This window comes from Burkholderia sp. GW821-FHT14F03 (assembly GCF_058803765.1).
On sequence record NZ_JBXAPG010000008.1, the window covers coordinates 1 to 24,602 of the forward strand.

The window sequence follows — 24,602 nt, forward strand, 5'->3', positions numbered from 1 at the left end:
CGTTATGGGGTTCGTGTGGGGCCGCTCGGCGCGCGGTCAGTGCGCGCCGACCTTGCGCTGCCGCCACAGACACAGCAGGTCGCACGCGACATGCGCGGCGGCGATCGCCGTGATGTCGGCGTGATCGTAGGCGGGCGCGACCTCCACCACGTCCGCGCCAACCAGGTTCAGGCCGCCGAGCCCGCGCACGATCGCGAGCGCCTGCGCGGACGACAGGCCGCCCGCGACCGGCGTGCCGGTGCCGGGCGCGAACGCCGGATCGAGACAGTCGATGTCGAAGGTCAGGTACGCGGGCCGGTCGCCGACGATCGACCTGATCCGCTCCAGCGCCGCACGCGGGCCATGCTCGTGCACCCACGGCGCATCGAGCAGGTTGAAGCCCATGAAGTCCTCGTTCCAGGTGCGGATCCCGATCTGCACCGAGGTGCGCGGGTCGACGAGCCCGTCCTTCACCGCCTTGTAGAACATCGTGCCGTGATTGAGGCTGTCCGGTTCGTCGTCGGCCCAGGTGTCGCAATGCGCATCGAAATGGATCAGCGACAGCGGCTTGCCATAGCGCTCCGCGTGCGCGATCAGCAGCGGATAGGTGATGAAATGGTCACCGCCGAAGGTCAGCATCTTCGCGCCGCTCTCGAGGATCGTGCGCGCGTGCTCGACGATCGCGGGCTTGATCGTGAGCGGATTGTGCGCGTCGAACCAGCAGTCGCCATAGTCGATCACCGCGAGATCCTCGAACGGATCGAAGCCCCACGGGAACGGATCCAGTTCCGCGAGCTGCACGCTGGCCGCGCGCACCGCGGCCGGGCCGAGCCGCGCGCCGGAGCGATAGGTGGTGGCGAGATCCAGCGGCACGCCGGAAATCGCCACGTCGACGCCGGCAAGCTCGCGGCTGTAGGTGCGGCGCATGAACGACAGCACGCCGGCATAGGTGTTTTCGAATGCGGAACCTTGGAGGGACGACTGGCGGATCGCGCCGTCGGCGCGGATGTGTTCGGTCATCGTTGAACCTGTCTGACGAAGCCGGGGCGCGCGCGGGAATAGTGGGGACGCGCGACGCGCCGGCACGGATTCATTGGGAACGTGCGGCGCGGGTTGCGGCGATGCGCCGTCACGCTGGCTTGCGAATCCTGTAGCGCAGCCGGGTGGGAAGGAGATCCCGCAGCGATGATAGCAAGCGCGCGCGGACGCCGACATCCCGGGAACGCGCCGGCGGCGGACGCGTGCCTGCGCCGCGGCCTGTCAGGATTCGACGCGATGGGTCTGTGTTGACTTCCGGCTTCGTGCGGGAGAGCCGCGCAATGCGCGCCGCTCGCATCCCGCCCGGCAGGCGAGCGAGGCGGCCGCGCGCCTGCCGCCTGTCCTGCACGCACTATCGATCCAGTTCCGCGTAGTGCCTGAAGATTCCCTCTTGGTTGAACGGAATGCGACGCGCCGACGCCAGATAGCGCGCGATGGGCGGATGCGCCGCGACCCGGTCGTGCAATTCGATCAACCCGGCATGCTCCGGTTCGATGCGCGCCATCGCGTTCGGGAAGGCGTAGCGCAGCCCCTCGATCAGCTGGAACATCGACAGATCCACATAGCTCAAGCGCCGGCCGGCCAGGTAACCGCTCTCGTGCGGATTCCGGGCCAACACCGTGCTGAAATAGCCGAGGAACTTCGGCAGGCGATTCTCGATGAAATCCGCCGAGCGCGCGGCCGCTTCCGGCATCTGGTCTTCGTAGTAGAGATTGCCGGCGATCGGGTGATGCGTGTCGTGGATCTCGGCGACGAAGTCGGTCACGCTCAGTTGCAGCTGGTGCACCCACAGCCGCGCCGCCGCCTCGCGGGGCGCAAGACGATGCCGCGCGCCGAGGAACAGCAGGATGTTGGCGGTATGCCCGATGATCTGGTCGCCGGCCTTGAGAAACGGCGGCGCAAACGGCGGGCAGGCCAATGCGTCGTCGTCGAGCAGGCGCATCATCGCGGGCAGGCCCAGGCCCTTGCGCGCGGACTGGCGCGCGACGTCGACATAGTCGGCTTCGGTCGCTTCGAGCGCCAGCCGCACGAATTCGCCGCGGCCCTGGATGCCGGGCCAGTAATAAAGCGCGTAGTGCATCGTGTCCTCCCTTGCCCTGGATGAAGACTGCGCGGGATGGCCGGCTTCGCGTGGCGCGGGCAGGCCGCCGCTTGCTCCCGATGACGGGACAGTCTAGGCGCAACGGCCGTCGCGGTCATCCCGAGCCGACGCGCCGTCGCTCGCGGCCGACGCCGCGCGCGTCCCATGCGCATGGAACACGAGCGAATTCCGCCGACGCCCCGGCTGCCCTCGCGCTTCGCCGGCGCATCACGGCGGCGCGGCAGCCAGCCGATGAATGTCAGCGGGCGTCAGGATCGGTTGCGGCACGCCGTGCCGCACGGCGTTGAGCATGGCGTCGCCGACGACCTGCGTGGTCAGCACCTGCCCCGGCGCGATCCGGCGTATCACGCTCAGGATCGGCGCGAGCACGGCGTACGCCCACCGGTAAACCGCCGTGCGCGACCGGATGCCGTCCTCGGGGAGGATCGCGGCGGGCCGGAATATGGCGACCTGTCGAAACGGCAGCCGCTGCAGCGCGTTTTCGGTTTGCCCGCGGACGCGCGCCCACATGGTCCCGCCCTGCTCGCTGCTGTCCGCGCCCGCGCCGGACACATACACCAGGCTCATGCCGGGGCTGCGGGCAAGCAGTTGCCGCGCGACGTGGAGCGTGAGGTCGTAGGTCACCGCGCGATACGCGGCCTCCGGCATCCGGAACGACGACACGCCGACGCAGAAGAAGCAGGCGTCGACGTTCGCGAACGAGGCATCCGACGCCTCGAAGCGATCGAGATGCGGCGTGACGACGACCTTGAGCCGCGGATCCGCGTAACCGTCGGGCGCGCGCCGGCCGATCACGATGATTTCCGTCACGTCGCGGGCCCTCAGGCACGCGCGCAGCACGCCTTGGCCCACCATGCCGGTTGCACCGGTCAGGACGATGCGCATGAGGTGACCTCCGATGACCATACAGATACAGGCGCTGCTGCGCCGAATCAAGGCAAGCCGCCCCGCGCTTTACCTCCGTCGAGCCCACGCGAGGCAAGCCGCCCCGCGGGAGGCCGCCCCCTAGTAATCCAACCGCCCGCGCAATTCCCCGAACGGCACCATCACATGCTCCCGGTACGCGGGCCGCGCGGCGAGGCGCGCGTACCACGCCTCCACGTGCGGCACATGCGGACGCCGGATGTCCAGCTCGAAATACCGGTACAGGTGCGTGCCCGCCGGAATGTCGGCGAGCGTCAGCCGCTCGCCGGCCAGGAACGGCTGCGCGGACAGCACCTGATCGAGCAGCTGGAAATACTGCGCGCACAGATCGACGCTGTGCTCGATGCGCACGGCGTCCCGCAGCGCGGGCGGCGTCCGGTAATAGCCCCAGAAAACGCCGGTCAGGAACGCCGGCTGCAGGCTGGTCTGGGTCCAGTCCATCCAGCGGTCCGCCAGGCTGCGCACTCGCGGGTCCTCGCTCCAGAAACCGGCCTCGCCGTGACGGGCGGCCAGATAGCGCAGGATCGCATGCGACTCCCAGACGGTCGTGCCGTCATCGTCGATGAGCGGCACCCGCCCGTGCGGATTCATCGCGAAGAAAGCGGCGGTATCGTTGAGGCCGAAATCGCCGCCGGCCGGCACATGGCGATGCGCGAGGCCGAGTTCGCCGATCAGCCACATGACTTTCTGCACGTTGAATGAATTGCGGCGTCCCCAGACCGTCAGCATCGTCTCTTCCTCGCATGTTCCACGCCATCCACGCCGTCGCCCGCCGCGCGGACGCGCAGGCATCGACCCCGCGCCACAGCGCGCGGGCAAGCGCCGATTCTAGAAGGATTCGCCGGCCGCCGCGCGGCGCTTCTCCGCGATAATGCGCGATCGCGCCGTGCTGGGCCGCGCGCGTCGCTCCATAACAAACCGGAGACCCCATCGACCATGCCGCTTCTCCCGCCCGGCCGCGCGCGCGGCCTGTGGTACGCCGCGCTCGTCGCGGCGCTGTGCTACGGACTCTCGCTCGGCATCGCGCCCTACCCGGGCCAGCCGGCCGCGAAGGCGGCGATGGGCGTGCTGCTGCTCGCCGCCGCGACGCGCCACGCCCCCGCCCGCGAACGCAACCGGCTCATGTTCGCGCTGGCCGCGGCCGTGCTCGGCGACGTGCTGCTCGCGCTGCCGCAATGGCCGCCGTCGTTCGTGGCCGGCCTCGGCGCGTTCCTGCTCGCCCATCTCGGCTATTGCGCGCTGTTCGCGCCGTGGCGCGCCGCGCCGCGCGGCTGGCGCGTGCTCGCGCTGATCGGCCTGTGGCTGTTCGCCGGCGCGCTCTACGCCGCGTTCCACCCGCACCTGCATGCGCTGGCGGCGCCGGTGTCCGTCTACATCCTCGTGCTCGGCGCGATGGCCAGCTTCGCGCTGTGCGCGCGCACGCCCGGGCTCCAGGTGGCGCTCGGCGGGCTCGTCTTCTCCGGCTCCGACGCGCTGATCGGCATCGACCGCTTTCTCGGCGCATTCGGCGGCAGCGCTTACGCGATCTGGTTCTGCTATGCGCTCGCGCAGCTGACGCTCGTCGCCGGGGTGTTGCGCCGCCGCGCGCCGCGCTGAGCGCGCGCGCGCCGGACAAGGCCGGCGCGACGCGCACCGCCCCGCGTCCCGGCAACGGCAATCCCGGCCCTCAAGCCGGCACCGCGTGACTGCCGTCGCGCCGCGCTCCGCCGCGCGGCCACGCGCTCTCCGCCTCGACCGCCGGAATCGACCCGAACAGTTCCGCGAGCCAATCGGCGAACACGCGCACCTTCATCGACAGATGACGGTTCTGCGGATACACGAGCGAAATCGGCTTCGGCTTCGGATTGAAACCGGTCAGCACCTCGCGCAGCCGCCCGTCGAGCAGATGCGGCAGCGCGAGCAGCAGCATCGGCTGGATCAGGCCGAAGCCCTCGATGCCGCAGGTCAGGTACGCATCGCCGTCGTTGACCGTGACGACGCTGTCCATCTTCACCTCGACCATCCTGCCGTCGATCAGGAAGATCCAGGGCACCGGCCGCGTGGTGTGGCTCATCCGGAAGCGCACCGCCTGATGGCGGGCCAGGTCGGCGATCTCGCACGGCTCGCCGTGCCGGTCGAGATAGGCGGGCGACGCGCAGGTCACGCGCTTGAGCAGGCCGAGCCGCCGCGCGATCATCGACGAATCCTCGAGCGGCCCGACCCGGATCAGGCAGTCGAGCCCTTCCTCCACCGGATCGACGATGCGGTCCGACAGCCCGAGATCGAGGTCGATGTCCGGATAGCGCTGGTGAAAGGTCGAGAGCGCCGGGATCACGATCTGCCGCCCGATCGACCCGGGCATGTGCACCCGCAAGGCGCCGCTCGGCTTGCGGCTGCCGGCCTGGAAGCTCGCGTCCGTCTCCGAGATTTCCGCGATGATCTTCAGGCAGTGTTCGTAGTAGGCCGCGCCGTCGGGCGTGAGCGACAGCCGACGCGTCGTCCGGTTCAGGAGGCGCACGCCGAGCAGCGCCTCGAGGTTCTGGATGGTGGTCGTCACTGACGCGCGCGGCATCGTCAGCGCTTCGGCGGCGCGCGTGAAGCTGTTCGCATCCACCACGCGCGTGAAGACTTCCATGGCTTGCAGCCGGTCCATGCCTATCCTCCTTTGATTCGCCAACCGGACAGCATAGAGCCGCGCCGCCGTCCGGCACAAGCGACTTCACGATTGTTCGGCGGGACGCATCAATCGCGCGGGCCGCCTGCATGCGGGCCGCCGGGCGGGATCGGAACGGGACGGCGGCCGGGCGCGTCGTCCCGCGAGCGCCGGCCGTTGCACGGCATCGAACCCGCGAAGCGCTTCCCCGCGCACATCCCGCGCTTCTCCGGACTTGGACGAAATCGGGATCTCCGTCTCGTCTCGTACGCCGGGATATCCGTAGGGCGGGTGTCCGTCGAGCCCGGCGCGTCAACGCCCGGGCAGTCCCGGCGGGCTCGCCGGCCCGCCCCGGATCCATCAAAAAATTCCTTTCCGTTCAACATCTTGCGATTCCCCTCGTCTGTCACCGGCCGCGCCCTAGAGCCATCCATCTAGCCCCTTGCGGAATTCCTTGCCGCAGACTATCGTTACATCATTCAATGTCACATTAAAAAATGAGCAAAAACGGAGACACCTGGATGAATGCGCGCACCCCGCCGTTCGCCCCGCCCGGCGGCAACGGCCCCGAAGAATCCATCGACATCGCGATCATCGGCACCGGCTTCGCCGGCCTGGGGATGGCGATCCGGCTGCGTGAGCAAGGCGTCTCCGACTTCGTCGTGCTGGAGAAGGCCGGATCGGTCGGCGGCACCTGGCGCGACAACCATTACCCCGGCTGCGCGTGCGACGTGCAATCGCATGTCTACTCGTTCTCGTTCGCCCCGAATCCGCTGTGGACCCGGATGTTCGCGCCGCAGCCCGAGATCCGCGCGTACCTGGAACGCTGCGTCGAACGCTTCCACCTCGGCCCGTACCTGCGCTTCGGCCAGGAACTCGTCGGCGCGGCCTACGACGAAACCGCGCACCGCTGGCGGCTCACGTTCGCGAACGGCCGGCGGCTCAACGCGCGGGTGCTGATCTCCGGCATGGGCGGCCTGTCGCGCGCCGCGCTGCCCGCGATTCCCGGCATCGAGCAGTTCGAGGGCAAGGCGTTCCACTCGCAGCAGTGGGAGCACGACTATCCGCTCGACGGCAAGCGCGTCGCGGTGATCGGCACCGGCGCGAGCGCGATCCAGTTCGTTCCGCAGATCGCGCCGCGCGTGCGCTCGCTCGCGCTGTTCCAGCGCACCCCGCCGTGGATCATGCCGAAGCCCGATCGCAACGTGACGCGCGTCGAGCAATGGCTGTTCCGCGCGCTGCCGTTCACGCAGAAGCTGGTGCGCGGCGGCCTGTACTGGATGCTGGAATCGCGCGTGCTCGGCTTCGCGATCCATCCGGCGCTGATGAAGAACGTGCAGAAGCTCGCGCTCAAGCACATCCGCCGCCAGATCCCCGACCCGGCGCTGCGCGCGACCGTCACGCCCGACTACACGCTCGGCTGCAAGCGCGTGCTGATCTCGAACGACTACTACCCGGCGCTGACCCGCGCCAATGTCGACGTCGTGACGACCGGCATCGCGCGCATCGAGCCGAACGCCGTGGTCACCACCGACGGCGCGCGTCACGAGGTCGACTGCCTGATCTACGGCACCGGCTTCCAGGTCGCCGATCCGTTCCCGCGCGGCGTGATCCGCGGGCGCGGCGGCGTCGACATCGTCGACACGTGGCGCGACGGCGCGCACGCGTACCTCGGCACCACGCTGCCCGGCTACCCGAATTTCTTCATGATCGTCGGCCCGAACACGGGCCTCGGCCACAACTCGATGGTGTACATGATCGAGTCGCAGATCGAATACATCCTCGGCGCGCTCGACGCGATGCGCAACGAACGCGCCGACGCGATCGAGGTGCGTCCGCTCGTCGAGAACGCGTACAACACGCAGTTGCAGCAGAAGCTCAAGCGCGCGATCTGGTCGACGGGCGGCTGCAAAAGCTGGTATCTGGATCCGCGCACCGGCAAGAACACCACGCTGTGGCCCGGCTTCACGTGGCGCTTCCGGCAGGCGACCGCGCATTTCTCGATGGCGGACTACCATGCGTATGCCGCGCCCCGGCGCGATGCGCGCCCCGCCGCCGCGCCCGCCGCCACGCGCCCGGCCGAAGCCGCCTGAGCCATCCGCAACGGAGGAGACGAAGACATGAAGGATTTCGCCGACAAGGTCGCGGCCATCACGGGTGCAGGCTCCGGCATGGGCCGCTCGCTCGCGCTGCAGCTCGCGCAGGCGCAGTGCCACGTGTCGCTCGCGGACCGCAACGCGGTCGGCCTCGCGGAAACGGAACGGATCGTGCGCGCGCTCGCGCCGTCGGTGCGCGTCACGACGCGCGTGCTCGATGTCGGCGACCGCGCCGCGATGCAGGCCTGGGCCGACGACACCGCGGCGGCGCACGGCCGCGTGAACCTGGTGTTCAACAACGCGGGCGTCGCGCTGTCGAGCACGATCGAGGGCATGGAATACGCGGACCTCGAATGGATCATGAACATCAACTTCTGGGGCGTCGTGCACGGCACCAAGGCGTTCCTGCCTTACCTGAAGGCGAGCGGCGACGGCCACATCGTCAACACCTCCAGCATCTTCGGGATCTTCGCGCAGCCGGGCATGAGCGCGTACAACGCGACCAAGTACGCGGTGCGCGGCTTCACCGAATCGCTGCGTCAGGAGCTGGACATGATGAAGTGCGGCGTGTCGGCGACCTGCGTGCATCCGGGCGGCATCAAGACCAACATCGCGCAGTCGAGCCGCATCTCGCAGAACATGCTCGGCTTCATGGTCGACAGCGAACAGCAGGGCAAGGACGACTTCGAGAAGTTCTTCATCACGACGGCCGACGAGGCGGCCCGCACGATCCTGCGCGGCGTGCGCCGGAATCAGCGCCGCGTGCTGATCGGGCGCGACGCGCACGGCGCCGACTGGCTCGCGCGCGTGCTGCCCGCCGCCTATCAGGTGCTGGTCGTGATGGCGACCCGTCGCGAACGCGCCAAGGCGCGCCGCCGCGCCGGCCATGCCCAACCGGCGCCCGCGCCGGCCGCGGCGCGCACAAGCTATAACAACGCAGGCAAACAGGGAGAAACATCATGATGCCGGTACGACGCGACGTCAGATTCGCGCTGCCGCCCGAACGGGCGTCTGACTGGCACGTGAAAGGGGTGCCGGTCACGCATTTCATGAACGCGCTGTCGCTGCTGTTCCCGGCCGGGGAGCGCTTCTTCATGGACTCGGTACGCAACTACAAGGACCGCATCGACGATCCCGTGCTGAAGCAGCAGGTGCTCGGCTTCATCGGCCAGGAGGCGATGCACACGCGCGAGCACATCGAGTACAACGATCTGCTGCAGGCGGCCGGCCTGCCCGCGCACCGGCTCGATGCGCGGCTGTGGGCGGTGCTCGGCTTCATGAAGAAAGTGCTGCCGCACGCGATGCAGCTCGCGGTCACGATCGCGCTCGAACACTACACGGCGATGCTCGCGAACCTCTTGCTGTCCGATCCCGCGCACCGGATCGACGGCTCGGTCGACGGCTACACGCAGATGTGGATGTGGCACGCGATGGAGGAAACCGAACACAAGGCGGTGTCGTTCGACGTGTGGAACACGGTCATGCGGCCGGGGCCCGGGCGCTATCTGCTGCGCACCGGCACGATGCTCGTGACCACGCTGATCTTCTGGGTCATCGTGTTCGACTTCCATGTGCGGCTGATGGCGTCGCATCGCCGCCGCCGCGGACGCTTCGGCGGGTTCGGCACGCTCGTCGCGTTCCTGTACGGCCCGCGCTACGGCGTATTCCCGGGCATCGCGCGCGAATGGCTCGGCTATTTCCGGCCGAACTTCCATCCGTGGGACTACGACAACCGCCGCTACCTGCAGATCGACCGCCTGCTCGCGAAGATCGACGAGACCAATGCGCGCTATGCCGCGCAGGCCGCGCCGCGCCGCGTGCCGCTGCATCCGGCGCCGCAGGCGTAACGCGCGATGGCCGCCGTGCGCGATACGCTGACCGTGGACGCCGGCGACGTGCGTCTCGCCGCCTACCTGAGCGGGCCGCGCGACGCGCCGCCCGTGATCCTGGTGCACGGCTATCCCGATTCCGCGCGGGTGTGGGAACAGGTCCGCGCCGCGCTCGACACGCGCTACCGCGTGATCGCCTACGACGTGCGCGGCGCGGGCGCGTCCGGCGCGCCGCCGCGCCGCGACGGCTATGCGCTCGCGCGGCTCGCGGCCGACCTCGTCGCGGTGGCCGACGCGACCTGCGGCACGCGCCCGTTCCATCTGGTCGGCCACGACTGGGGTTCGATCCAGTGCTGGGAGGCGGTCACCGAGCCCGCGCTGAAGGAGCGCATCGCGTCCTACACCTCGATCTCCGGCCCGTGCCTCGACCATGTGTTCCGCGCGCCCCTCGATCTGCGCCAATCGCTGAAGTCGTGGTACATCGCGTTCTTCCATCTGCCGCTCGTGCCGGAACTCGTGTGGCGGCTCGCCGGCGCCGCGCTGTGGCCGTGGTGGCTGCGCCGCACCGAGCGGCTGCGCGCGGAGCCCGACCCGCAGCAATTGCGCAACGCGCTGAACGGCCTCGCGCTGTATCGCGAGAACTTCATCCCGCGCGCGCGCCGGCCGCGCGAACGTTATGCGCGGGCGCCCGTGCAGATCCTCGCGCCGCGCTTCGATCGCTACGTGACGCCCGCGATGTCGGCCAACCTCGAACGCTGGCTCGGCCCGCACCGCCGCGAGCTGCTCGACGGCGCGCACTGGATCGTGCTGCGCGACGCCGCGCTGATCGCCGCGCGCATCGACCGGTTCGCCGCCGAACACGAAGCACCGGCGGCGACGGGGCCCGCTCCTGGGGCTCAGGCCAGCGCCTGAACGGCGCTGCTCGGCCGGGCCGCTCGCGAACCGCAGGCAACCGGGCGGCGGCGCCGGCCCCTCTCTTCTCCACGTCCGCACTCACAGGACGCACCGCCCGTTTCCGGCCGTTCGCCCCGTGACGCAGCGGACACACGCGCCTCAGCTCGCGGACACGCGCTTGAACAAGGTGTCGTAGTCGATCACCAGGCCGGCCGCGTCGACCGGCAGATCCGCGACGAAGCGCCCGGACGCGCCTTCATAGCGATACAGCCGGTCCGGCTCCAGGCAGACGTAGGCCTGCCGCGCGCGCACGGGCTTCAGGTCCGGCGTCGGAATGAACGCCACGTCGAGTTCCCGGCGCTCGCCGCGCGCGAGACCGAGCCGGCGGATCGGCAGCGTGTTGGTATACGGCGTGGCCGCGATGTCGACGTCGATGCAGCCCGCGAGCGCCGGCACCGGCGCGCCGGCCGCGTCGCGCCAATGCCCCGCGCCGTCGCCGTGCAACTCGAGCACGCCGCCGCCCATCACGCGCACGACGACGTGACGCGCGCGCCACTGCGCATCGCAGACAACGCGGTACGCGAGCCCGAAGCCGCGCCCCTCGCGCCGCCCGATCACCACGCTCTCGGCAACGCTGCCCTTCGCATCACATTCCAACGCCAGTTGCTCGATTCCGCCACCTTCCAGCGACGCCCATCGCACGTCCGTCATTGCACGACCTCCCAGGTAATTGCGCCGCGTCATCGTAGCGCAAATAGCGGGTATCACGCCTGCGCATCCCGCCCGCCGTCGCGCCGAACTATGCTCGCGGCTGATCTTCCTCACGCCGCCGCCGCCGTCAGCCCGCCATGCTCGCCGCCACTGTCCCGCTTCCGACCGAATTGCGCATCCTGCTGCGCAGCCTCGGGCAGATCGTGTTGCAGGCCAACGCGGCGACCGGCGCGTGCGTGCTCGCGGCGCTCGCCTGCACGGGCCTGCCCGCCGCCTGCGCGGCGCTGCTCGGCGCGACCGCCGCCAATGTCGTCGCGCATCTCGCCGGCCACGACCGCGCGGAGGGGCGACAAGGTCTGCACGGTTTCAACGGCGCGCTCGCCGCGCTCGCGGCCGTCGGTTTCAGCGCGGATGCGTCCACCGGGTTCGGGCTCGCGCTGCTCGCCGCGAGTCTCGCGGGCTGGGCCTGCGGCCCGATCGGCGGCTGGCTGCGCACGCGCGGGCTGTGTGCGTATTCGAGCCCCTGCCTCGCCGTGACCGCGTGCTGGCTGCCGTTTCACGCGGCCGCACCGCACGCGGGCGGCGCACCGGGCTGGACCCTCGGCGACGCGCTCGGCGGCGGTTGCGCCGGCGTCGCGCAGGCCGCGTTCGCGCAAGGCATCCCGGCCGGACTATGGATGCTGCTGGGGCTCGCGGCCGCGTCGCGGCGCGCCGCCACCTTCGCGTTCGGCGGTGCGCTCGCTGGCTCGCTCGCGCTGGTCGCGCTGGGCGCGCCGGACACGGACGCCGTCGCGCTGCGGGCCGGACTGCTCGGCTTCAATGGCGCGCTGACCGCGCTCGCGCTGGCCGGGCGCGGCGTCCCGACGGCCGCCGTCGGCGTCGCCATGGCCGTGCTCGCGCAATGGTTCGCACTGCGCGCCGGCCTCACCGTGCTCACCCTGCCCTTCGTGCTCGCGACCTGGCTCACGCTGGTCGCGCGCCGCACCACCGACGGTATCCTCAATGTCCTTCGCACACCGCGCTGACTCCCTGCCGGACGCCGGCCCGCCGACCGACGCGGAACAGCGCACGCGCATCGCGCTCGCGGCCGCATATCGGCTGGCGGCGCTCAACGGCTGGGACGACCTGATCTACACGCACATTTCCGCGAGCGTGCCGGACGAACCCGGCCGATTCCTGATCAACCCGTTCGGCCTCGGCTTCGACGAGGTGTGCGCATCGAATCTCGTGAAGATCGACCTCGCGGGCAACACGATCGGCGCGAGCGCGCATCCGGTCAACGTGACGGGCTTCGCGCTGCACGCGGCCGTTCACGCGGCGCGCGCCGATGCGGCCTGCGTCATGCACCTGCACAACAGCGCCGGCATCGCCGTGTCGATCCAGCGCGACGGCCTGTTGCCCGCGTCGCAGCACGCGCTGCGCTTTCACGAGGGGCTCGGATGTCATGCGTATGAAGGGCTCGCGTTCACGCCGGCCGAGGGCGCGCGGCTGGTCGAGCCGCTCGGCGGCCGGCCCGCGCTGCTGCTGCGCAACCACGGCACGCTGACCGTGGGCCGCACGATAGGCGAGGCCTACGTGCTGATGGCCACGCTCATCAAGGCCTGTGAAATCCAGCTGCTCGCCCAGGCGGGCGGCGGGCCGCTCGTGCTGCCCGACCCCGAGGTCGCGCGCCGCGCGGCCGCGCAGCTGCGCGCCGACGCCACCCCCGATGGCGAACTCGAATGGCCGGCGCTGCTGCGCAAGCTCGACCGGCTCGATCCGTCCTACCGCCGCTGATCCTCACCGACCCGACAGGAATCCCGCCATGCCGACGTTCCGCATCGAATTGTTCGAAGGCCGCTCGCTCGACCAGAAACGCCGCTTCGTCGAGGCGATCACGCGCATCACCTGCGAGACGCTCGATTGCGAACCCGGCGCGGTCGACATCGTGCTCAGCGAAGTGAAACGCGAGCATTGGGCGACGGGCGGCCGCCTGTGGTGCGACGCGCGGGCGCCCGAACCGCCCGGCGACGCCGACGCGCCGAAGCAGGCCTGACGCTTCGCGGCGTCAGGCGCGCGCGCCGTCTCCGCCCGCCGCGGCCAGCGCGTCGCCGCGCGCCCGCGCGCGGGCAAACAGCGCGTCGACGTCGAAGCCGTCCAGCGTCAGACCGAAGCGCTCGCGCACGCACGCGGCCCAGGCCTGTGCATCGGGCAGCCGCGCCGCCCGCGCGACGCCGTCGGGGCCGCGCACCGTCAGCAGGTCGTTGAACAGGTTCGCGCTGCCTTCCGGCAGCACCCGGCACACGATCAGCTCGCGCAGGAAGAACGATTCGGGATGGGTCGACGTGTACCAGTTCCCGACCTCGTAGTCGATCCATTCGACCGGCCGCAGCACGAATCGATAGATCGGCGACCACCCCGACGCGGTCAGGAACTCGCTGCGCCACTCGCCCGGCGCGCCGGATTCGGTCAGGCGGAATGCGCCGTGCAGGGTGTCCTGCGCCTCGTCGGGCCGATGGCGCAGCGGCTGCGTCTGCGTGACCGAGCCAAAGCCGACATCGGCGAACCACACCTCGCCGTCGAGATCGACGCGCAGCAGCATGTGCGATTGCGCCGCCGGCGCGTCGGACGCCTGCTGCCACATCACGCGCGCGATCAGCGGCGTCACGTGAAAGCCCAGCGCGACGAGCGCCGCGTGGAACAACTTGTTGTGCTCGAAACAATAACCGCCGCGTCGCGCGGCGACGAGCTTGCGCGCGACCGCATCGAGCCCCAGCTCGACGCGCGCGCCGGTGTACGGCGACAGGTTCTCGAATGGAATCGCCTGCGGATGCAGCAGGTGCAGGCGGCGCAGCACCGCGAGCGTCGGCTCGGCGGGGCCATCGTAGCCGATACGGTCGAAATAAGCGGGGAGATCGAATGCGTCGCGCATGCGTGCGCCTCAGTCAGGGGGAATCGCGAGCCGATACCTTAGCACCCCGCGCGCGATCGCTCACGGCTCACGACTCACGGCGTCCTCGCGAGCGTCGCCGCCGCGCTCGCCGGCACCGCGATCCCGTGGCGCGTCGCAAAGCGGATCGCCTCGCGCAAGGTCGCCACGCCGGTGTCGCACTGATCGGGCGCATTGCGCGCGGCGACCGTCAGCGCCCGCGCATTCCGCTCGTTCGATGCGGCCGCGTCGAGTTCCGCCTGGAGCGGCGCGAGACCGTCGACGCCGCGCGCCAACAGCATCAAGCCCTCGCCGAATGCCGCCGCATCGGCGGGCGCCGGGCTCGCGCCGTCGCTCGCGAACGCCTGCGACAACGCCAGCGCGACCGACTGCTGCGCGCCGCCCGCCCGGGCCAGCGCGTCGGGCGCTGGCGGCCAGCCGTCGACGTCGAGCGACCCGGCGGCCTGTTGCGCCTGCGCGGCCGCCCCCGTCAAACCGAGCGCGCGCGCGAGGTCGGCCTGGCCTTCGAACAGCAGGTGGTTGGCATCGAGATACGCGCGCAGCGCCGCCTGCGCATCGGGCGCCGCCAGCCTTGCGCCGGCAACCGGCGCGCCGGCCGTCTGCGCGCCGGCCGCGCCGCCCGTCAACACCCCGGCTGCCAGCGCCGCCAACACGCAGCGCATCGCGAGCGTGCGGGTCGTCATGGTCATGCTCTCCCTGTGGAACGCGTGCCCGAAATTGTCGGCGTGGCGCAGGGTCCGGGGCAACCTCGGATACATACCGATACGAATTGCCGGGAGCGCGCGCGGCGGTCGCGGCGCGCTTGCCGATGCCGGCCAGGCGGCGTCAGGCGGCCGCTGCGCGTGGGTTTGGCGGGACACGCCAATCGTTTGCAGTGCTTCTGTATTTTCTTTGACGGCAAACGGTAAGCTTGCTGCGGCGCGCTTCGCGGCGCTTCGTCACGCGCCCGGCCGCTATCCGGCGGCCGGGCTGTCGACACCCCATCGCCACTTTATCCGGAGTTCGAATCAACCCGATCGACGCGCTGCATGCCGGGACAAACCGCCGGACGCGCAGCACCGACCGCCCCGCCGCCTACACGCCGAGCCACGCGGGCGGCTTCGCCCCCACCCAATCGTTCGCCTGCTCGTACGCACGCGCGAGCTGCAGCACGCCGAAATCGTCGCGCGGCCGGCCGATCAGCTGCATCCCCATCGGCAGGCCCGCCGCGTTGAAGCCCACCGGCACGCACATCACCGGGCAGCCCGCGAGCGTCCACGGCACGACGGTTTCCATCCAGCGGTGATAGGTGTCCATCTCGCGGCCGGCGATGACCTGCGGCCAGCGCGCCGACACATCGAACGGAAACACCTGCGCGGCCGGCGCGGCAATATAGTCGTAGCGCTCGAAGAAGGCGTTCACCGCCTGATACCACGCGGTGCGCCCCACGCTGGCCTGATACACATCGGACGCGCTCAGCGCGAACATGCCCTCCACCTCGTACACCGCCTCGGGCTTCAACAGCGCCCGCCGCGCCGGCTCGCGATAGTGCATGAGCAGGCTGCCGCCCGACAGCAGATGCCGATGCGCGAGCCAGGTGCGCCAGATCCGTTCCGGCTGGAACGCCGGCAGCGCCGCATCGACGTCGCAGCCGATCGCGCGCAGCGCGTCGAAGCTCGATTCGCACAGCGCGAGCACGCCGGGCTCCGTCGCGAGGTAGCCGTTCCAGTCCCCCACCCACGCGATCCGCTTGCCGCGCAGGTCGGCGTCGAGCGACTGCGTGAAACGGCGCGGATCCTCGTCGATCGACAGCGGATCGTGCCGGTCGTAACCGGCCTGGATCGCCAGCAGTTGCGCCACGTCGGTGACGGTGCGGCCCATCGGCCCCTCGGTGCCGAGCTGCTGCATGAACACGTCGAGGCCCGGCCAGCGCGGCACGCGCCCCTGCGACGGCCGGAACCCGTAGATATTGCAGAACGCGGCCGGGTTGCGCAGCGAGCCGCCGAAATCGCTGCCGTCGGCGACCGGCAGCAGGCGCGCCGCGAGCGCGGCGGCCGCGCCGCCGCTGCTGCCGCCCGCGCTCTTCGTCAGGTCGTACGGGTTGCGGGTCGCGCCGTACACCTCGTTGAAGGTGTGCGAGCCGAGCCCGAACTCCGGCGTATTGGTCTTGCCGACGAACAGCGCGCCCGCCGCGCGCAGGCGCGCCGCGCCGACGCCATCGGCCGACGGCACCATCGTGCGGAAGATCGGCGAGCCCATCGTCGTCACGATGCCGCGCGTCATCGCGAGATCCTTGGGCGCCTGCGGCACGCCGTGCAGCCAGCCGGTCGCCTCGCCGCGCGCGAGCGCCGCATCCGCCTGCGCGGCCTCGCCGAGCAGGGTCGCCCGCTCGCGCAGCGCGACGATCGCATTGACCGCGCCGTTCACGCGCTCGATGTGATCGAGATAGGCGCGCATCGTCTCGACGCACGACACCGTCTTGCGGCGGATCGCCTCCGACAGCGCATGGGCGGGCAGCGCGACGAGCGGGTCGACGGGAACGGACGACAAGACGGGCGGGGCAACAGAAGGGCCGACGGACATGCGGGTCTCCGGTAGGAATTCGAGGAAGCGGCGTCGCGCGGCATCGCGCGGTCGCGGGCGAGGCTTGCCGGTCGATTATAGGGACGCGGTCCGCGCCGCGCGGCGAAATGATCGTTCTCGATTGATGATATTTCGCGCGGCGATCTATTTCGAATGCCGATGGATCGGCCGCCGTGCGGCGCGCACCGTTTATGCGCATAAATTTATATTTTTTATAATTTCACTCAGGATACCCGCGCGCGGCGGGTCGCATCGAGATATGGGGTCGGGACTGCCCGAGAACGCGCGAGGAATGAAGCCGTCCGCCCGTTGCGTTTTCTTCCGCAGCCCGGCAGATCGTGGATACGACACCGTCCGAGGAAAGCGCACCCGCGCAGCGATGCAGGCTCACCCGAGCACCGCGCCGCTTGTCCCGTCGGACGACGACCTCCGCCATGCTGATTCAACCGGCGCCGCACGGCATGGCGGCCGCTTGCCGCGATGCTCAGCCCTCCTATTTTTAATAGTTTTAGTTCCTCCCAAAACCCCATATAACCAACGTCATCCGTCATGCCACGCGCCGTCGCCCGCATGACGCGCAGCACGCCGATCTTGCCCGATCGACGCGCCGAAGCCGCGCGTCGCCTCCCCACCCTCGAGGATCTGTCATGCGAACACGCCGAGCATGCCATGCCTTGCTGCACGCCCTTGTCCTGACGAGTGCCGCCTTCTTCGGCCAGCATGTCGCGGCCGCTGCGCAACCCGTCTCCGACAGCACCGCATCGAACGAAGAAGCCGCGCCCCGCGCGGCCGCGAAGCAAGGGTTGATCACCCTCGCCCGGCGCCTCGCCTCGCATCCCCAGGCAAGCAGTGCGCCACGCATCATGGCGGTGAGCAACGACACGGATCTGCAGCGCGCTTCGATCGGCTACGGGTTCCAGGTCAATCTGCTCGATCCCCGGACGCTCCTGAGCGGCGGCAGCCTCGCGGCCAGCGCGCACGCCAGCGGCGAATGGCGCTTCGTCGTGATGCTGGACGGCCAGCCGGTCGGGCTGATCACCGTCGCGCAGATGCGCAACCACTGGCAGATGGTGTCCGCCGGCGCGAGCGAACTGGCGCGCGACATCATGCTGGTCGTGTCCCGCTACGCCGACAGGACACCCGCGGTTCCGCTGCGTTTCATGCGCAGCCTGCAAGGCGTCGCCGATTTCATCGAAGTCGGCTCTCCTGCCCCCGGCACGCCGGGCGCGCCCGCCTACATCGACCTGAGCACCGTGCGCGAGGCATTGCAGCAGACCCCGGGCACGCCCCGGACGGCCGCGCTCGACCTTCAGCCGCTTCCGGAATCCCAGCTGATGCCGGCACTGCGCGCCAACGTGCGGCGCGGCATGCTCACGCCTCGCTTCACGCACCAGGAGATCCCGCAATGAACACCCTCGCGCTCGTCCGCCGGACCGTTGCGATACTCGGGCTCGCCCTGCCGATCGCCGCGATGAGCGGCGCCCGGCAGCTCAACGTGCCGATCGTCCAGCAGGATCACAGCGAATGGTGCTGGGCCGCCGACGCCGATGCGGTGCTGACCTATCGCAGCGTCTCCACCTCGCAGTGCTCGATCGCGAACTGGGTCAGCGGCGTCGACTATGCGTGCAACGACAACGACTTCGACTGGAACGATTCGGTGAATTCGCCGAACTACCTGAGCGGCACCACCGGGATTTCCGGCATTCTGTGGTCGCTGGGCCGGCGCAACTCGACCTACTACGACGAGGTGCTGTCGTATCAGACGGTCGCCTCCGCCATCCAGCAGGGCAACCCCGTCGTCATCCTCTGGCAGTGGCCCGACGGCGGCGGACACTTCCTGGTCGTGGACGGATACGACGACAACGGGCAGATGATGTACTTCATGAACCCATGGCCCGGCGAAGGCGCGGGCTACGGCGACTATGACTGGATGGCCGCCGGCACCGGCAACATGGGCACCCACACGTGGGTGGAATCCCTCGTGACCTTTTGACCGCGCCGGCCGCTGGCGAGCACGCCGCCTTGCCGGCCACGCCGCGGCGTGCCTCGATGGCATGGGCCGGACGGCGGTTGACCGTATCCCGCGCGAATCCGGGCTGGTGACAGGCCCCGGCCCGTCGAGCGCGTCACCTCGGCCCGCCCGGCATCCCGCCCGCCAAGGCGACCTGCGCCGCCGAACCGCCGGGCGTTTACGCATTATTTACACCGCGCCGCGATCTCTTTAGACCGCCCCGACCGCAACGGGATTAGCCTGTCGTCATCTCTTTCAACCCGACAGGAAGGGCCCCATGCTCAAGCTGCTGGTTCCCGTCAGCCGATCTCTACGCTCCCTGCAAGCGGTCCGGCACGCGGTATTTCTGTATCACGAACGATGCGCATCCGAAGTCGTGCTGGTCAACGTCCAGCCGCCCCTCGAATCCACCCGCCTCGAAGCCTTCCATCCCCTCGCCAAGCTGCGCCAGATCGAACACGATTTCTCCGAAGGCGAACTGGCCAAGGCCATCAGCATCCTCAAGGACGCCCACGTCAAATACTCGGTCGCGATGAAAGTCGGCCCGGTCGCCGACACGATCGCCGCCTGCGCGACCGAGAACGGCTGTGACGAGATCGTCGTCGTGGCGCCCCGCCGCGATCCGCTGCATGCCCTGATTCATTTCTTCCATCAGAGCGTCCTCGATCGCCTCGTGCGCGTCTCGACCGTTCCCGTCACCGCCGTGCAATGAGCGCGGACGCGGCCGCGCGCCGCGTCACGCATCCAGCCGCTCCAGCACCTGCCCGCGCGTTTCGATGCCGAGCGCGTGGACGGTCAGCGCGGCGATCAGCGGCACCGCGCCGAGCAGGTAGAACGCGGGGCTCAGGTCGCCGCCGATGATCGCGTGCGGCACCACCATCGGCGCGACGAACGACGCGAGCTTGAGCCACGCGCTGCCCAGCCCGCACCCCGACGCGCGGATGCTGGTCGGATACTGCTCGGGCGTATAGACGTAGGCCGTGATGAAGCCCGACGCCATGAACCCGAGCGCGAGCGAACAGAAGGTCGCGACCACGTACACCGACGAGGCGTGATAGATTCCGGCCAGCGCCAGCGACAGCGCGCACAGCAGGAACGATCCGGTGATCACGGGCTTGCGGCCGACCACGTCCACCGCGAGCGCCGACACGAGCGAACCGAGCACGCCGAGCACCGAGCCGAGCACCGCGAGGTTCAGCGCGAGCTGCAGCGGCGCGTGATAGAAGTCCTTGTAGATGGTCGGCAGCCAGGTCGACAGCCCATACTGGATGAAGCCGCAGGTCGCCCACAGCGTCGCGACCGCGATCGTGCGCCGGCGGTACGCCGCGCTGAACAGGTCGCGCATGCGGCGATGCGGGTGACGCTGCAGCAGCGCGTCGTACTCGGCCGCGGCCGCCGCGGCCGGCAACTCGCCCTTCACCGTGGCCTCGAACCCGCCCAGCGCGCGCGAGGCGTCGTCGAGCCGGCCGCGCGCGGCGAGCCAGCGCGGCGACTCTGGCACGAGCCGCGTCAGCACGAACGCGAGCAGCAAGGGCATGCCGCCGATGAAGTACATGACTTCCCAGCCGAACCTCGGCACCAGCCACGCACCGAGCGCCATGGACGCCAGCAGGCCGATCGGAAACACGATCTCGTACAGCAGCACGAAGCGGCCGCGGCCGTGCGCGCGCGTGATCTCGTTGATGTAGGTCGCGGCCACCGGCAGCTCGCCGCCGAGGCCGAGCCCCTGCACGATGCGCAGCAGCACGAACACCTCGAACGTCGGTGCGAAGCCGCAGGCGAGGCTCGTCACGCCGATCACCGCCGAACTGAGCGCGATCGCGCGCACCCGCCCGTGACGCTCGGCCAGCGCGGGAAACAGGAACGCGCCGATCAGCTGGCCGATCGCGCCCGAGGCGATCAGAAAGCCGACCTGGGTCGGCGACAGCCCCCATTTGTGGATCAGCAGCGGCAGCGTCGCGGCGATCGTGATCACATCGAAGCCGTCGAAGAACGTGGCCGCGCCGACCAGCACGCGCGCGCGGATCTGCATCGCATTGGCGGGCAGGCGCTCCAGGCGCGCGATGATCGCGCCGGGCGTGACGGCCTCGGGCTGGGCGGCGGCGCCCGCCACGTACGGGTCTATTGTGCTCATTCGTGTCTCCTTGATCGACCCGCTCAGGCAAGCGCGCGTCGGGTGTCGGCGAGCGCGTCGGGCGACACCGCGCGCCCCTGGTTCATCCATTTGCGCGCGAGCTTCAGGTCGCGCGCCGTGTTGATCGCCACCACCCCGCGCAGCGTGTCGCCGCGCACGAAGAACAAGGTCGCGCGGCGCTCGGCCGGATCGCCGCGCACGACGATGCGCGCATCGTCCGGCAGCTCGCCGAGGATCTGAAGGTTCACGTCGTACTGATCGGACCAGAACCACGGAATCTCCGCGTAGTCGGCGCGCACGCCGAGCGCGGCCTTCGCCGCGGCCACGGCCTGGTATTGCGCGTTCGCCCACGACTCCAGCCGCACCCGGCGTCCGAGCCATGCGCTCGGGTGGTTCGCGACGTCGCCGCACGCGAAGATCGCCGGATCGCTCGTCGTCCCGCACGCGTCGACCACGATCCCGTCGTCGACCGCGAGCCCCGCCTCACGCGCGAACGCCACGTTGAGCGCAAGGCCGATGCCGGCCACCGCGCAGTCCGCGTCGACCACGCTGCCGTCCGCGAAGGTCGCGCGCACCCGCGCCGCGTCGTCGGGATGCGGCGCCAGCGCGGTCAGCATCGCGCCGAGCCGCAGCTCGACGCCGCGCGCGCGATGCAGCTCGGACAGGAACGCCGACACCGGCTCCGGCACCGACCGCGCGCACAGCCTCGCCGCGCCCTCGGCCACCACCACCTCGACGCCAAGCCCGCGCGCCGTCGCCGCGACTTCGAGGCCGATCCAGCCGCCGCCGATCACGAGCACGCGCCGGCTCGCGCGCAGCCGTTCGCCGAGCGCGGCGGCATCGTCGAGCGTGCGCAGGTAGAACAGGTTCGGCGTACTGACGACAGCATCCGGCAGCCGGCGCGCGGCGCCGCCCGTCGCGATCAACAAACGGTCGTATTCCAGCTCGCGCCCCGTGTCGGTCCGCACCACGCGCCGCGCGCGATCGAGCGCGACGGCGCGCGCGGGCTGCCACGCCTCGACGTCGAGCGCGTCGAACGCCTCGGCCGGCATGAGCCGCACCGACGCGGCATCGGCCTCGCCCGCGAGCACCGCCTTCGACAGCGGTGGCCGTTCATAGGGCGCATGGACTTCCTCGGCGATCATCACGATGCGCCCCGCGTAGCCTTCGTCGCGCAGCGCCCGGATCGCGCAGCCGGCCGCCTGCCCGCCGCCGATCACGACGATCGTGCGCGGCGCGGCGGCTTCCCGTGCCGGTGTGTCAGTCATGTCAGTCATGCTTGCGCTCCGTCATGAAGCCGCCCGCGGGCGCGTCCGCCTGCTTCTGGCGGCGCGTGTGGCCGTCGATCCCGCCGTCGATCGCCCATTCGGCGAACACCGTCGGCCCCGGTTCGAACTCGCGCGGCTGCCACGCGGGCGTCAGCACGTCCTCGTCCGCGTAGTACTCGATCAGGCCGCCGGCGGGATTGCGGAAGTACCAGAAATACGCGGACGACACCGGATGCCGCCCCGGCCCGAGCTGGGTCTCCCAGCCGCAGCGGCTGATGTGCATGCCGCCGCCGAACACCTCATGGATGTCGCGCACCGTGAACGCCACGTGATTGAGCCCGCGCCGCCCGTCCGGCAGCGCGAGCAGGAACAGGTCGTGATGGCCGCCGTGCGGCGCGCAGCGCATGAACACGCCGCGCCCCGGATAGCGATCGGACGTCTCGAAGCCGAGCAGCGCGTGATAGAACGCCTCCTGCTCCGCGAGCCGGTTGGTGAAGAACACCACATGCCCGACCTCGACCGGCTCGGCGCGCGCGTAGATCGGGCTCGGCCGGTCGATGCGCAGCGCGTCGCCCCAGACGTTCGACGGCGAGCCTTTCAGGTCGAGCGCGCGCCGCCGCGTCACCTCGATGCGGATCGCCATGCCGTTCGGATCGAGGCAGCCCAGCGCCTCGTCGGTTTCGTAGTGGCCGGGCTGGCCCGCGAAGCGGCCGCGCAGCGCATCCAGGTCCGACGCCGTCGCGACGCCCCAGGTCACTTCGCGCAGGGTCGGCCCCGCCTCGAATGCCGGCGGCAAGGATGGCTCCGCCGCGTCGACGACGCGCACCGCGCAGCCGTTCAGGGTCTCGAAGCGGGCTTCGCGCGCGTCGGCCGCGACCTCGCGCAAGCCCCAGTCCACGAAGAAGCGCCGGCAGGCCGCGAGATCGGCGACGCCGTAGGTGATCTGTTCGATGCCAAGTATGCTCATTGCATGATCCTCATGACGCCGCGCTCAGTTCGCCCACGGCAGCGGCGCATCGTTCAGCCCCCAGTAGAGGCTCTTCTGGCGCTGATACTCGCGCAGGCCGAGGCGGCCCTTCTCGCGCCCCACGCCGCTCTCCTTCCAGCCCGCGAACGGCGTCGAGATCGAAAACTGCTTGTAGGTGTTGATCCACACCGTGCCGGCCTCGAGCGCGCGCGCGACGCGCCACGCGCGCCGATAGTCGCGGGTCCAGATGCCCGCCGCGAGCCCGAACACACTGTCGTTCGCCTCGGCCGCGAGCGATGCCTCGTCGTCGAACGGCAGCACCGCGAGCACCGGGCCGAAAATCTCCTGCTGGCACACGTCCGCGCGGTTCGTCAGTCCGTCGAGGATCGTCGGCGGGTAGTAGAAGCCCTGCTCGCGGCCCTCGCCCGTCAAACGCTCGCCGCCGCACAGCACGCGCGCGCCGGCCTCCCTGCCGAGCGCGACGTAGCGCTCGATCGACGCGCGATGCGCCGCCGTGATGAGCGGCCCCATCTGGGTGCGCTCGCTGGCCGGATCGCCGACCCGCAGCGCGCGCGCCCGCTCGACGAGCCGCGCGACGAAGGCTTCACGGATGCCGCGCTGCACGAACAGCCGCGAACCCGCGATGCACGACTCGCCCGACGAGCTGAAGATGCCGAACAGCACGCCGTTGACCGCGTGGTCGAGGTCGGCGTCGTCGAACACGATGGTGGGCGACTTGCCGCCCAGTTCGAGCGACACCGGAATCAGCCGCTGCGCCGCGAGCCGCGCGATGCCGCGCCCGACCTCGGTGCCGCCCGTGAACGACACTTTCTTCACGAGCGGATGGCGCACCAGCGCGTCGCCGACCACCGAGCCCTTGCCCGGCAGCACCGACAACACGCCGCGCGGCAGGCCCGCCTGTTCGCACAGCCGCGCGAGCGCGAGCGACGCGAGCGGCGTGACCTCGGCCGGCTTCAATACCACCGCGTTGCCCGCAGCGAGCGCCGGCGCGAGCTTCTGCGCGTCCGAGGCGATCGGCGAATTCCACGGCGTGATCGCCGCGACCACGCCGAGCGGCTCGTGCACGCTCATCGTCAGGTAGTCGCCGCGCGGCGGCGTCAGTTCGTCGTCGAGCGTCTCCGCGCAGGCGGCGAAGTAGCGAAAGGTGCTCGCCGCGCTCGTCACCAGCGCGCGCGTCTCGGCGATCGGCTTGCCGTTGTCGCGCCGCTGCAATTGCGCGAGTGCCTCGTGGTGTATGTCGATCGACGCGGCGATCCGCTGCAGCACGGCCGCGCGCTGGTGCGGCCGCAGGCCCGCCCAGTCGGCGCGCCGCCAGGCGGCGTCGGCGGCCTCGACCGCTTCCGTCGCGTCGGCCGCATCGGCCATCCGGATCGTCGCGTTCAGCGATTGATCGGCCGGGTACACGCTCGGCGTCGGCGCGCCGCCGCCGGGGCGCCACACGCCGCCGACCAGGATCTCGTCCGTCGGGACGAGCGGGGATTCGAATGCGCTCATGGGGAAATTCG

The 24,602-nt window shown here is 70.3% G+C and carries 24 protein-coding genes; 11 read left to right on the forward strand and 13 right to left on the reverse strand.

Translation table 11 applies throughout. The annotated features are described in order from the left end of the window. Positions 1-36: 36 nt before the first annotated feature. The 4 genes from speB to AC1RQF_RS07950 all read right to left on the reverse strand — a co-directional run bounded on the left by speB (position 37) and on the right by AC1RQF_RS07950 (position 3,772). A complete protein-coding gene (gene speB / locus AC1RQF_RS07935) occupies positions 37-999 on the reverse strand; it encodes an agmatinase (RefSeq protein ID WP_492871718.1) in 963 nt (320 codons plus the stop codon). A 370-nt stretch (positions 1,000-1,369) separates the two neighbouring features. After that, complete coding sequence (locus AC1RQF_RS07940) at positions 1,370-2,098, reverse strand: glutathione S-transferase (RefSeq protein ID WP_273998338.1); 729 nt, start codon at positions 2,096-2,098, stop codon at positions 1,370-1,372. A gap of 228 nt (positions 2,099-2,326) precedes the next feature. Further along, positions 2,327-3,004, reverse strand: coding sequence for a Rossmann-fold NAD(P)-binding domain-containing protein (locus AC1RQF_RS07945; protein ID WP_273995702.1), 678 nt, complete (start codon positions 3,002-3,004; stop codon positions 2,327-2,329). Positions 3,005-3,124: 120 nt separating this feature from the next. After that, positions 3,125-3,772, reverse strand: a complete 648-nt coding sequence (locus AC1RQF_RS07950; RefSeq protein WP_273995701.1) for a glutathione S-transferase family protein — start codon at positions 3,770-3,772, stop codon at positions 3,125-3,127. Positions 3,773-3,979: 207 nt separating this feature from the next. On the opposite strand from AC1RQF_RS07950, the gene AC1RQF_RS07955 reads away from it, so the two are divergent. Then, positions 3,980-4,639 carry a lysoplasmalogenase gene (locus tag AC1RQF_RS07955; protein WP_492871719.1) on the forward strand — a complete coding sequence of 220 codons (660 nt, stop codon included), beginning with the start codon at positions 3,980-3,982 and terminating at the stop codon, positions 4,637-4,639. 70 nt (positions 4,640-4,709) lie between these two features. On the opposite strand, the gene AC1RQF_RS07960 is transcribed toward AC1RQF_RS07955, so the two are convergent. Beyond that, on the reverse strand, positions 4,710-5,675 hold the full coding sequence (locus AC1RQF_RS07960) for a LysR family transcriptional regulator (RefSeq protein ID WP_273995699.1): 966 nt from the start codon (positions 5,673-5,675) through the stop codon (positions 4,710-4,712). Positions 5,676-6,196: 521 nt separating this feature from the next. Here AC1RQF_RS07960 and AC1RQF_RS07965 point away from each other — a divergent pair. Genes AC1RQF_RS07965 through AC1RQF_RS07980 form a run of 4 tightly spaced genes read left to right on the forward strand, consistent with a single transcriptional unit; the run spans position 6,197 to position 10,512 of the window. Further along, positions 6,197-7,768 carry a flavin-containing monooxygenase gene (locus tag AC1RQF_RS07965; protein WP_492871720.1) on the forward strand — a complete coding sequence of 524 codons (1,572 nt, stop codon included), beginning with the start codon at positions 6,197-6,199 and terminating at the stop codon, positions 7,766-7,768. A 27-nt stretch (positions 7,769-7,795) separates the two neighbouring features. After that, positions 7,796-8,734, forward strand: coding sequence for an SDR family NAD(P)-dependent oxidoreductase (locus AC1RQF_RS07970; RefSeq protein WP_492871721.1), 939 nt, complete (start codon positions 7,796-7,798; stop codon positions 8,732-8,734). After that, positions 8,731-9,618: a metal-dependent hydrolase gene (locus AC1RQF_RS07975; RefSeq protein ID WP_273995696.1), complete on the forward strand. Its 888-nt coding sequence runs from the start codon at positions 8,731-8,733 to the stop codon at positions 9,616-9,618. The genes AC1RQF_RS07970 and AC1RQF_RS07975 overlap by 4 nt, the downstream gene beginning before the upstream one ends. Positions 9,619-9,624: 6 nt before the next feature. After that, complete coding sequence (locus tag AC1RQF_RS07980) at positions 9,625-10,512, forward strand: alpha/beta fold hydrolase (protein ID WP_492871722.1); 888 nt, start codon at positions 9,625-9,627, stop codon at positions 10,510-10,512. Positions 10,513-10,653: 141 nt separating this feature from the next. Here the strand turns inward: AC1RQF_RS07980 and AC1RQF_RS07985 are convergent, their stop codons facing one another. After that, positions 10,654-11,205: a putative glycolipid-binding domain-containing protein gene (locus AC1RQF_RS07985; RefSeq protein WP_273995694.1), complete on the reverse strand. Its 552-nt coding sequence runs from the start codon at positions 11,203-11,205 to the stop codon at positions 10,654-10,656. 137 nt (positions 11,206-11,342) lie between these two features. Here AC1RQF_RS07985 and AC1RQF_RS07990 point away from each other — a divergent pair, with 137 nt between their 5' ends. The 3 genes from AC1RQF_RS07990 to AC1RQF_RS08000 are packed head-to-tail and all read left to right on the forward strand — an operon-like array spanning position 11,343 to position 13,240. Further along, positions 11,343-12,230, forward strand: a complete 888-nt coding sequence (locus AC1RQF_RS07990) for an urea transporter (protein WP_273995693.1) — start codon at positions 11,343-11,345, stop codon at positions 12,228-12,230. Next, positions 12,208-12,981: a class II aldolase/adducin family protein gene (locus AC1RQF_RS07995; protein ID WP_492871723.1), complete on the forward strand. Its 774-nt coding sequence runs from the start codon at positions 12,208-12,210 to the stop codon at positions 12,979-12,981. The genes AC1RQF_RS07990 and AC1RQF_RS07995 overlap by 23 nt, the downstream gene beginning before the upstream one ends. A gap of 28 nt (positions 12,982-13,009) precedes the next feature. Beyond that, the gene (locus AC1RQF_RS08000) at positions 13,010-13,240 is read left to right on the forward strand and encodes a 4-oxalocrotonate tautomerase (RefSeq protein WP_273995691.1); all 231 of its coding nucleotides are present in this window, start codon (positions 13,010-13,012) and stop codon (positions 13,238-13,240) included. Between the two features lie 12 nt (positions 13,241-13,252). Here the strand turns inward: AC1RQF_RS08000 and AC1RQF_RS08005 are convergent, their stop codons facing one another. The 3 genes from AC1RQF_RS08005 to AC1RQF_RS08015 all read right to left on the reverse strand — a co-directional run bounded on the left by AC1RQF_RS08005 (position 13,253) and on the right by AC1RQF_RS08015 (position 16,696). Then, on the reverse strand, positions 13,253-14,116 hold the full coding sequence (locus tag AC1RQF_RS08005) for an arylamine N-acetyltransferase family protein (protein ID WP_273995689.1): 864 nt from the start codon (positions 14,114-14,116) through the stop codon (positions 13,253-13,255). Between the two features lie 74 nt (positions 14,117-14,190). Further along, complete coding sequence (locus AC1RQF_RS08010; protein WP_492871724.1) at positions 14,191-14,817, reverse strand: hypothetical protein; 627 nt, start codon at positions 14,815-14,817, stop codon at positions 14,191-14,193. 391 nt (positions 14,818-15,208) lie between these two features. After that, on the reverse strand, positions 15,209-16,696 hold the full coding sequence (locus AC1RQF_RS08015) for an amidase (protein ID WP_492871725.1): 1,488 nt from the start codon (positions 16,694-16,696) through the stop codon (positions 15,209-15,211). 647 nt (positions 16,697-17,343) lie between these two features. Here AC1RQF_RS08015 and AC1RQF_RS08020 point away from each other — a divergent pair. The 3 genes from AC1RQF_RS08020 to AC1RQF_RS08030 all read left to right on the forward strand — a co-directional run bounded on the left by AC1RQF_RS08020 (position 17,344) and on the right by AC1RQF_RS08030 (position 19,419). Beyond that, on the forward strand, positions 17,344-18,105 hold the full coding sequence (locus AC1RQF_RS08020; RefSeq protein WP_492871726.1) for a hypothetical protein: 762 nt from the start codon (positions 17,344-17,346) through the stop codon (positions 18,103-18,105). Continuing rightward, positions 18,102-18,689 carry a C39 family peptidase gene (locus tag AC1RQF_RS08025; RefSeq protein WP_492871727.1) on the forward strand — a complete coding sequence of 196 codons (588 nt, stop codon included), beginning with the start codon at positions 18,102-18,104 and terminating at the stop codon, positions 18,687-18,689. Before AC1RQF_RS08020 ends, AC1RQF_RS08025 begins: the two co-directional genes overlap by 4 nt. A gap of 295 nt (positions 18,690-18,984) precedes the next feature. Then, positions 18,985-19,419, forward strand: a complete 435-nt coding sequence (locus AC1RQF_RS08030) for a universal stress protein (RefSeq protein ID WP_273995682.1) — start codon at positions 18,985-18,987, stop codon at positions 19,417-19,419. A 24-nt stretch (positions 19,420-19,443) separates the two neighbouring features. On the opposite strand, the gene AC1RQF_RS08035 is transcribed toward AC1RQF_RS08030, so the two are convergent. Genes AC1RQF_RS08035 through AC1RQF_RS08050 form a run of 4 tightly spaced genes read right to left on the reverse strand, consistent with a single transcriptional unit; the run spans position 19,444 to position 24,591 of the window. Continuing rightward, positions 19,444-20,841, reverse strand: a complete 1,398-nt coding sequence (locus tag AC1RQF_RS08035) for an MFS transporter (RefSeq protein WP_492871728.1) — start codon at positions 20,839-20,841, stop codon at positions 19,444-19,446. A gap of 23 nt (positions 20,842-20,864) precedes the next feature. Then, a complete protein-coding gene (locus AC1RQF_RS08040; RefSeq protein ID WP_492871734.1) occupies positions 20,865-22,109 on the reverse strand; it encodes an NAD(P)/FAD-dependent oxidoreductase in 1,245 nt (414 codons plus the stop codon). Between the two features lies 1 nt (position 22,110). After that, positions 22,111-23,076, reverse strand: coding sequence for a VOC family protein (locus AC1RQF_RS08045; protein WP_273995678.1), 966 nt, complete (start codon positions 23,074-23,076; stop codon positions 22,111-22,113). 24 nt (positions 23,077-23,100) lie between these two features. After that, complete coding sequence (locus AC1RQF_RS08050) at positions 23,101-24,591, reverse strand: aldehyde dehydrogenase (RefSeq protein ID WP_492871729.1); 1,491 nt, start codon at positions 24,589-24,591, stop codon at positions 23,101-23,103. Between the last annotated feature and the right edge of the window lie 11 nt (positions 24,592-24,602).